The 7,307-nt window shown below is 75.8% G+C and carries 5 protein-coding genes; 3 read left to right on the forward strand and 2 right to left on the reverse strand.

From position 1 onward, the window contains the following. The first annotated feature begins 86 nt into the window (after nt 1–86). Nucleotides 87–593 (forward strand): GNAT family N-acetyltransferase, encoded by a 507-nt coding sequence (locus ACFV0Q_RS35640; RefSeq protein WP_385011277.1) that lies wholly within the window; start codon nt 87–89, stop codon nt 591–593. On the opposite strand, the gene ACFV0Q_RS35645 is transcribed toward ACFV0Q_RS35640, so the two are convergent. Continuing rightward, nucleotides 557–1,138 (reverse strand): cysteine hydrolase family protein, encoded by a 582-nt coding sequence (locus tag ACFV0Q_RS35645; protein ID WP_385011284.1) that lies wholly within the window; start codon nt 1,136–1,138, stop codon nt 557–559. The genes ACFV0Q_RS35640 and ACFV0Q_RS35645 overlap by 37 nt on opposite strands. Nucleotides 1,139–1,266: 128 nt before the next feature. Here ACFV0Q_RS35645 and ACFV0Q_RS35650 point away from each other — a divergent pair, with 128 nt between their 5' ends. After that, entirely contained in the window at nt 1,267–2,265 is a 999-nt protein-coding gene (locus ACFV0Q_RS35650) for a GlxA family transcriptional regulator (protein ID WP_385011279.1), read from the forward strand. Further along, entirely contained in the window at nt 2,262–5,051 is a 2,790-nt protein-coding gene (locus tag ACFV0Q_RS35655) for a SpoIIE family protein phosphatase (RefSeq protein WP_385011281.1), read from the forward strand. Before ACFV0Q_RS35650 ends, ACFV0Q_RS35655 begins: the two co-directional genes overlap by 4 nt. A gap of 29 nt (nt 5,052–5,080) precedes the next feature. Here the strand turns inward: ACFV0Q_RS35655 and ACFV0Q_RS35660 are convergent, their stop codons facing one another. Beyond that, nucleotides 5,081–7,138, reverse strand: coding sequence for a SpoIIE family protein phosphatase (locus tag ACFV0Q_RS35660; protein ID WP_385011283.1), 2,058 nt, complete (start codon nt 7,136–7,138; stop codon nt 5,081–5,083). Nucleotides 7,139–7,307: the final 169 nt, after the last annotated feature.

A 7,307-nucleotide genomic window follows, 5' to 3' on the forward strand; every position in this document is an offset into this window, starting at 1 on the left:
CGGGGCTTGATTTGGGCCGTTGCCGTCGCCGGGCGGCGCGGGAATTCGGGTGCGGAGCCTCGGCTCGGGCTGGTATGCCGTAGCGCATGGAATCACTGACGACCCCGCGCCTCGTTCTGCTGCCGCTCGGCCCCGAGCGGGCGCGGCGGCTCGTGGACGGGGTGGTCGGGCCCGGTGAGCGGGGGGCGGACGGGTATCCCGATGCCGGGGACCGGGCCGGGGCCGAGCGGTACCTGCGGGTGCTGGCCGGGAGCGGGGATCCCGCGCCGTACGGGGCGTACGAGATCCAGCGCCGCGCCGACGGGCTGCTGATCGGCGGCGCCGGCTTCCACGGCCCTCCCGGCGCCGACGGCCGGGTCACGGTCGGCTACGGGCTGGTCCCCGCCGCCCGGGGCCACGGCTACGCCACCGAGGCGCTGCGCGCGCTGCTGGAGCACGCCCGGCGGCACGGGGCGGCCGGGGTGGCGGGCGACACCGACCGGGAGAACACCGGCTCGCAGCGGGTCATGGCGGCGGCCGGGATGCGGCCCGTGGGGGAGGACGCCCGGCTGCGGTACTACGCGGTGACCTGGGCGGCGGCGGAGAGCAGCTGAGCCGTGGTCACCACGCGGGCGAAGCCGCCGCCCTGGAGGTTGACGGCGGTGGCGGCGGCCAGTTCGTCGGCGGTCAGGGACAGGCCCGCCGGGCCGGCGAGGTCGAAGGTGTGGGTGGCGTCGAGGGGGACGAGGACGTCGTAGCCGAGGTTCCCCGCCATCCGGGCGGTGGTCTCGACGCACATGTTGGTCTGGATCCCGGCGACGACGAGCTGGCCGATGCCCCGGGCGGTGAGCCAGGCGGCCAGGTCGGGCGTTCCGTAGAAGGCCGAGTTCACGGTCTTGGTGATCAGCGGGGCGTCGTGGCGGCGCTCCTCGACGAAGTCCTTGAGGGCGTGTCCGGGCTGGTCCGGGGCGAGGACGGAGCCGGGGCGCGAGGCGTGCTGGACGAGGACGACGGGGCGGCCCGACTCCCGCCAGGCGTCCATCAGCGCGGCGATGTTCTCCTCGGCGGCCGGGTTGTTGCGCGGGCCCCAGTAGGAGGGGTCGTCGAAGCCCTTCTGGACGTCGATGACGAGCAGGGCACTGTCGGGGGCGATCTCGATCGCGGTCTCGTTCACGGCTCCATCGTGGCCGCCGCGCGGGGCCCGTCCCAGCGGCTGCGGTGACCCCGATCGATGGGATCCTGCCAGGCTGGCAGTCTCATCGGTTCGGGTTCTGGCAGAGTTGCCGCATGCACCGCGTCGCCGTCGTCGCCCAGCCGGGGATCCGCAGCTTCGACCTCGCCGTCATCACCGAGGTCTGGGGCCCGGACCGCAGCCGCAGCGGGGTACCGCCCTTCGAACTGCACCGCTGCGCCCTGGACACCGGCCCGATCGCGCTGCCCGGCGGGCTCACCCTCGCCCCCGACCGGGACCTCGACTGGCTCAGCGTCGCCGACCTGATCGTCGTACCGGCCCTGGCCGAGCCCTCCGACCCGACGCCCGAACCCGTACTGGCCGCGCTGCGGGCGGCGCACGCCCGGGGGGTGCCGGTGGCCGCCCTGTGCGCGGGGGCGTTCGTCCTGGCCGAGGCCGGGCTGCTCGACGGGCGCCGCGCGGTCACCCACTGGTGGCTCGCCCCGCAGCTCGCCGCCCGCTACCCCGCGGTGCTGGTCGAGGAGGCCCCGCTCTACGTGGAGGACGGCGGGCTGTGGACCTCCGCCGGGGTGGCCTCCGGGATCGATCTGTGCCTGCACCTGGTGCGCGAGGCCCACGGGGCGGAGGCCGCCGCCGCCATCGCCCGTTCGATGGTCACCGGCCCCTTCCGCACCGGGGACCACGCCCAGTACCTGGACCGGCCCACCCCGGTGGCCGACCGGACCGCCGAGGCGCTGGCCGCCGTACGGGAGCAGGCGCTGCGCCGGCTGCACGAACCGCTGGACGTGGCCACGCTGGCCCGGTGGGCGGGCATGTCCCCGCGCTCCTTCGCCCGGCACTTCGCCGCGGCCACCGGCACCACGCCCCACAGATGGCTGCTGGGCCACCGCCTGGACGCGGCCCGCAAGCTCCTGGAACGCACCGACCACCCGGTCCCCGAGGTGGCCCGGCGGGCCGGGTTCGCCAGCGAGGTCACCTTCCGCCAGCACTTCGGCGCGCACGTCGGCGTGAGCCCGCGCGCGTACCGTGCGGCGGCCTGCGCCGCATCCGCCGCCGCCCCCGGGAGCGGCGACAGTGTTAGAAAGGGCTCATGACCGGACGTTCGGGTCGAAGTGGGGAAGCGCGGCCGGTGAGCCTGCTCGCGCGCCTTTCCCTGGCCCGGCGCAGTCTCGCCGGTCAGGTCTTCGCGCTGCAGGCGGTCATCGTGCTGGTGCTGATCACCGCCGCCACCCTGGCGCTGGTCTTCCAGGCCCGCTACGACAGCCAGCAGGACGCCCGCCACCGCTCGCTGGCCACCGCCGAGGCCTTCGCCCACTCCCCCGGCCTGGCCGCCGCCCTGGCCTCCCCCGACCCGACCGCGGCCCTGCAGGCCCGGGCCGAGGGCGCCCGCCGGGCCTCGGGCGTCGACTTCGTCGCCGTCATGGCCAAGGACGGCCTGCGCTACACCGACTCCCGGCCCGAGCTGATCGGCAAGCGTGCCACCGGCGACCTGGCCCGCGCGGTGGAGGGCCATTCCTTCACGGAGGTCTTCACGGGCCAGCCCGGTGACGCCGTCCGCGCCGTGGTACCCGTACGCGACGACCGGGGCGCCGTCGTCGGGCTGGTCGCCACCGGCATCGAGGTGCAGAACGTCGGGCAGGCACTGGCCGGCCAGCTGCCGCTGCTGCTCGGCGCGGCCGCCGGGGCCCTGCTGGTGGGCACCGGCTGCGCGGCGCTCGTCAGCCGGCGGCTGCGGCGCCAGACCCGGGGCCTGGGCGCCAGCGAGATGGCCCGGATGAACGAACACCACGAGGCGGTGCTGCACGCGGTGCGCGAGGGCGTGCTCATCGTCGGCGCCGACCACCGGCTGCTGCTCGCCAACGACGAGGCCCGGCGGCTGCTGGACCTGCCGCCGGACGCCGAGCAGCGCCACGTCGGCGACCTCGGCCTCGATCCGCGCACCACCGGGCTGCTGCTCTCCGGCCGGGTCGCCACCGACGAGGTCCACCTCGCGGGCGACCGGCTCCTGGCCGTCAACGTACGGCCCACCGATCCCTCCGGCGGCCGGCCCTCGGGCTCCGTCATGACCCTGCGCGACACCACAGAGCTCGCGGCGCTCTCCGGCCGCGCCGAGGTGGCCCGGGAGCGGCTCCAGATGCTCTACGACGCCGGGGGGCGGATCGGGACCACCCTGGACGTGGTGCGCACCGCCGAGGAGCTGTCGGAGGTGGCCGTCCCGCGGTTCGCGGACTTCGTCACCGTCGAGCTGCTGGAGCCGGTGCTGCGCGGGGACGAGCCCTCCTCGGCCGCCGGGGTGCACACGGAGATGCGCCGGGCGGCCATGACGGGGGTGCGCAGCGACCAGCCGCTCCAGCCGGTCGGGGACGTCATCCGGTTCGTGGTGCCGACGGCTCCGATGGCGGCGGCCCTGGCCGCCGGGCACGCGGTGCTCGCGCCGGACCTGAACGCGGCGATGGGCTGGCGGGCGCAGGACGCGGAGGGCACCCGGGTCGCCCTGGGCTACGGACTCCACTCGCTGATCTCCGTACCGCTGCAGGCGCGGGGCGTGGTCCTGGGCATGGCCAACTTCTGGCGGGCCGCCGACACCCCCGAGGCGTTCGACGAGGAGGACCTGTCCTTCGCCGAGGAGCTGGGGGCCCGCGCGGCCGTCTCCATCGACAACGCCCGCCGCTTCACCCGGGAGCACGCCACCGCCGTGACGCTCCAGCGCAGTCTGCTGCCGCGGGTGCTGCCGGACCTGAGCGCGGTGGACGTCGCCTTCCGGTACCTCCCCGCGAAGGCCGGGGTGGGCGGGGACTGGTTCGACGTGATCCCGCTGCCGGGGGCCCGGGTGGCGCTGGTGGTGGGTGACGTGGTCGGGCACGGGGTGCACGCGGCGGCCACGATGGGCCGGCTGCGCACCGCCGTGCACAACTTCTCGACCCTGGACATGCCGCCCGACGAGCTGCTGGGGCACCTGGACGAGCTGATCGACCGGATCGACCAGCTGGAGAGCGGCGAGCCCGGCACCGGGGACGCCGAGGACCAGGAGGTGGAGGAGACCGCCGGGATCACCGGCGCCACCTGCCTGTACGCCATCTACGACCCGGCCTCCGGGCAGTGCACGATGGCCAGCGCCGGACACCCCGGACCGGCGCTGGTGCACCCGGACGGGCGGGTGGAGTTCCCCGAACTGCCGACCGGGCTCCCCCTCGGGGTGGGCGGCATGCCCTTCGAGGCGGCCGGGCTGCGGCTGCCCGAGGGGAGCAGGCTGGTGCTGTTCACCGACGGGCTGCTGGAGGACCGCGACCGGGATTTCGACACCGGGCAGCTGCTGCTCGGCGAGACCCTGTCACGGCCCGGCCGCAGCCCCGACCAGGCCTGCGCGGACGTCCTGGCGGCGCTGCTGTTCCCGGCGCCGAGCGACGACATCGCGCTGCTGATCGCCGACACCCGGCGGCTGGACCCGTCCCGGATCGCGGAGTGGGACGTGCCCGGCGATCCGGTGGCCGTCTCCCGGGTGCGCCGGGAGGCCGCGGCGCAGCTGGCCGTGTGGGGGCTGGAGGAGGTCTCCTTCGCCGCCGGGCTGGTGCTGAGCGAGCTGATCACCAACGCCATCCGGTACGGGAACGCGCCGATCCGGGTCCGGCTGCTGCTCGACCGGAACCTGATCTGCGAGGTCTCCGACGGCAGCAGCACCTCCCCGCACCTGCGGTACGCCGCCACGACCGACGAAGGCGGCCGCGGGCTGTTCCTCGTGGCGCAGTACGCCGAACGGTGGGGGACGCGCTACGCGGAGCGCGGCAAGGTCATCTGGGCGGAGCTGTCGCGGGCCGGGGGCGGCGAGCCGTCGGTGCCGCTGGCGCTGGACCTGGACGCGCTGGAGGACCTGGCCTGGTAGCCGCCCCCGGTGGGGCGGCCCGGGCGGGGTCAGAGGGGGCGGGTACGGGCCAGCAGGACGGCCACGTCGTCCTGGGGGGCGGCGGGGAGCAGGGCGGTCAGGATGCCCGAGCAGAGCTCTTCCAGCGGCTGTGCGGCCTGCCGCAGCGCCCGCGCGAGGCGTTCCATGCCCTGGTCGAGGTCCTGGTCTCGGGCTTCGATCAGCCCGTCGGTGTAGAGGGCGAGCAGGCTGCCGGGCGGCAGGGGGACCTCCTCGGTGCGGAAGTCCCGGCCGCCCGTGCCCAGCGGGGTTCCGGGCGGGCCGTCGAGGAAGGTGACGGTGCCGTCGGCGGAGGCCACGGCGGGCGGCGGGTGCCCGGCGCGGGCGATGACGAAGCCGCCGGTCGCCGGGTCGTGGACGGCGTAGGCGCAGGTGGCCATCTCGTCCTCGCCAAGGTCGGCGACGACGTCGTCGAGGGAGCCGAGCAGCCGGTCGGGCGGTACGTCGTGGCGGGCGAGGGTGCGCACGGCGGTGCGCAGCTGGCCCATGACGGCGGCCGCGTGGATGCCGTGCCCCATGACGTCGCCGATGACCAGGCCGGTGCGGCCGCGCGGCAGCTGGATGACGTCGAACCAGTCGCCGCCGACGTCGTGGTCGCTGGCGGGCAGGTAGCGGCCGGTGAGTTCGAGGCCGGGGACCTCGGGGAGGGCGCTGTTGCTGAGGCTGCGCTGGAGGGTGAGGGCGGCCCGCCGCTGGGTGGTGTACATGCGGGCGTTGTCGATGTTGAGGGCGGCGCGGGCGACGAGTTCGTCGACGAGTACGCAGTCCTGGTCGTCGAAGGGCTCGCGCCCGCGCAGCCGGGTCACGGCGACGGCGCCGAGGACCTTGCCGCGGGCGACCAGGGGCACCATCCGGGCGCATCCGAGGGTGGCGAGGTAGGCGCGCAGGTCGCCGGCGCGGGGGTCGGTGACCAGGGCGGGGATGTCCGCGCGGAACAGGTTCATCGGGGCGCCCTCGGAGATGACCCGTTCGTACGCGGTCCCGGCGGGGATCCGGAGGGTCTGGCCGACCTTGAGCCTGGAGGTGGGCGCGAAGGGGTCGGGGAAGGCCGCGGCGAGGCGGCGCAGGACCCCGCGGGTGGAGGCACCGGCCTCGTCCGGTTCGAGGACGGATTCGAGGAGCTGTACGTCGGCCGAGTCGGCGAGCTGCGGTACCAGCAGGTCCACGATCTCCTGGGCGGTCTGGCGCAGGTCCAGGGTGGTGCCGATGCGGGTGCCGGCCTCGGCGAGGAGGGCGAAGCGGGTGCGGGCCCGTTCGGCCTCCTGCTGGGCCCGCTGGCTCTCGGTGATGTCGATCAGGGAGGCGATCAGGCCGAGGGGGCGGCCGCCGCCGTCGAGGAGCGGGGCGTAGGAGCAGGACCAGGTGTGGTCGTGGTCGGGGTCGGCGGGGGTGCGGCCGGTGCGGCGGATGTCGACGACGGCCTTGCCGCACTCCAGCACCCGGCGCATCGTCGCCTCCAGGGCGGCGGCGTTGACCCCGGGGACGACCTCGGTGAGGCGGCGGCCGAGGTGGTCGGCGGCGGGGACGCCGTTCATGCGGGCGAGGGCGTCGTTGACGCGCAGGAAGCGCAGGTCGGGGCCGAGGGTGGCGAGGCCGATCGGGGACTGGGTGAAGAGGCTCTGCAGGGCGGCGAGGGAGTCCCGCATGTGCAGGACCTCGGAGGTCTCGACGGCGATGAGCATGGCGCCCGGACGGCCCTGCGGGTCGGCGGCGGGCACGATCCACATCTCCATGACCACCTGGTGGCCGTCCCGGTGCCGCACGGGCAGGGTGCCGACGACGGTCTCCCCGGCCTGGACGCGGCGGGTCAGGTCGTCGGCGAGCCGGCGGTTGGCGTCGGGGACCAGGACGGCGGCGCCGGGCCGTCCGAGGATGTCCTCGGGGCGGTGGCCGAGCAGGTCCTGGGCGGCCAGGGACCACTCCACGACGCGGCCGTCGGCGTCCTCCCGCCACAGGGCGATCGGCAGCAGCTCGCGGAGCACGCCCGCGTACCCGACGGCCGCCACCGGCGGGTCGGGCACCTCGCTCGTCGACTGGTACGTGTCCAATGCACCGACCTTGCCCCGGGGGGTCCGATTCCTACCGATTCACCCTATCCGAGGGCTCGGCGCGGGGCCCAGCGTCGACGGCCGGGCCCGGCCGGGGCGCGGCCCCGGCCCGCGCCCGGCCGGGGGCGCCGAAGACGACCGGCGCGCGCACCGGGGCGCGGGCGCCCGA

Origin of the sequence: Streptomyces sp. NPDC059564, assembly GCF_042735575.1 — a bacterium.
In the GTDB taxonomy this organism is placed as follows: domain Bacteria; phylum Actinomycetota; class Actinomycetes; order Streptomycetales; family Streptomycetaceae; genus Streptomyces.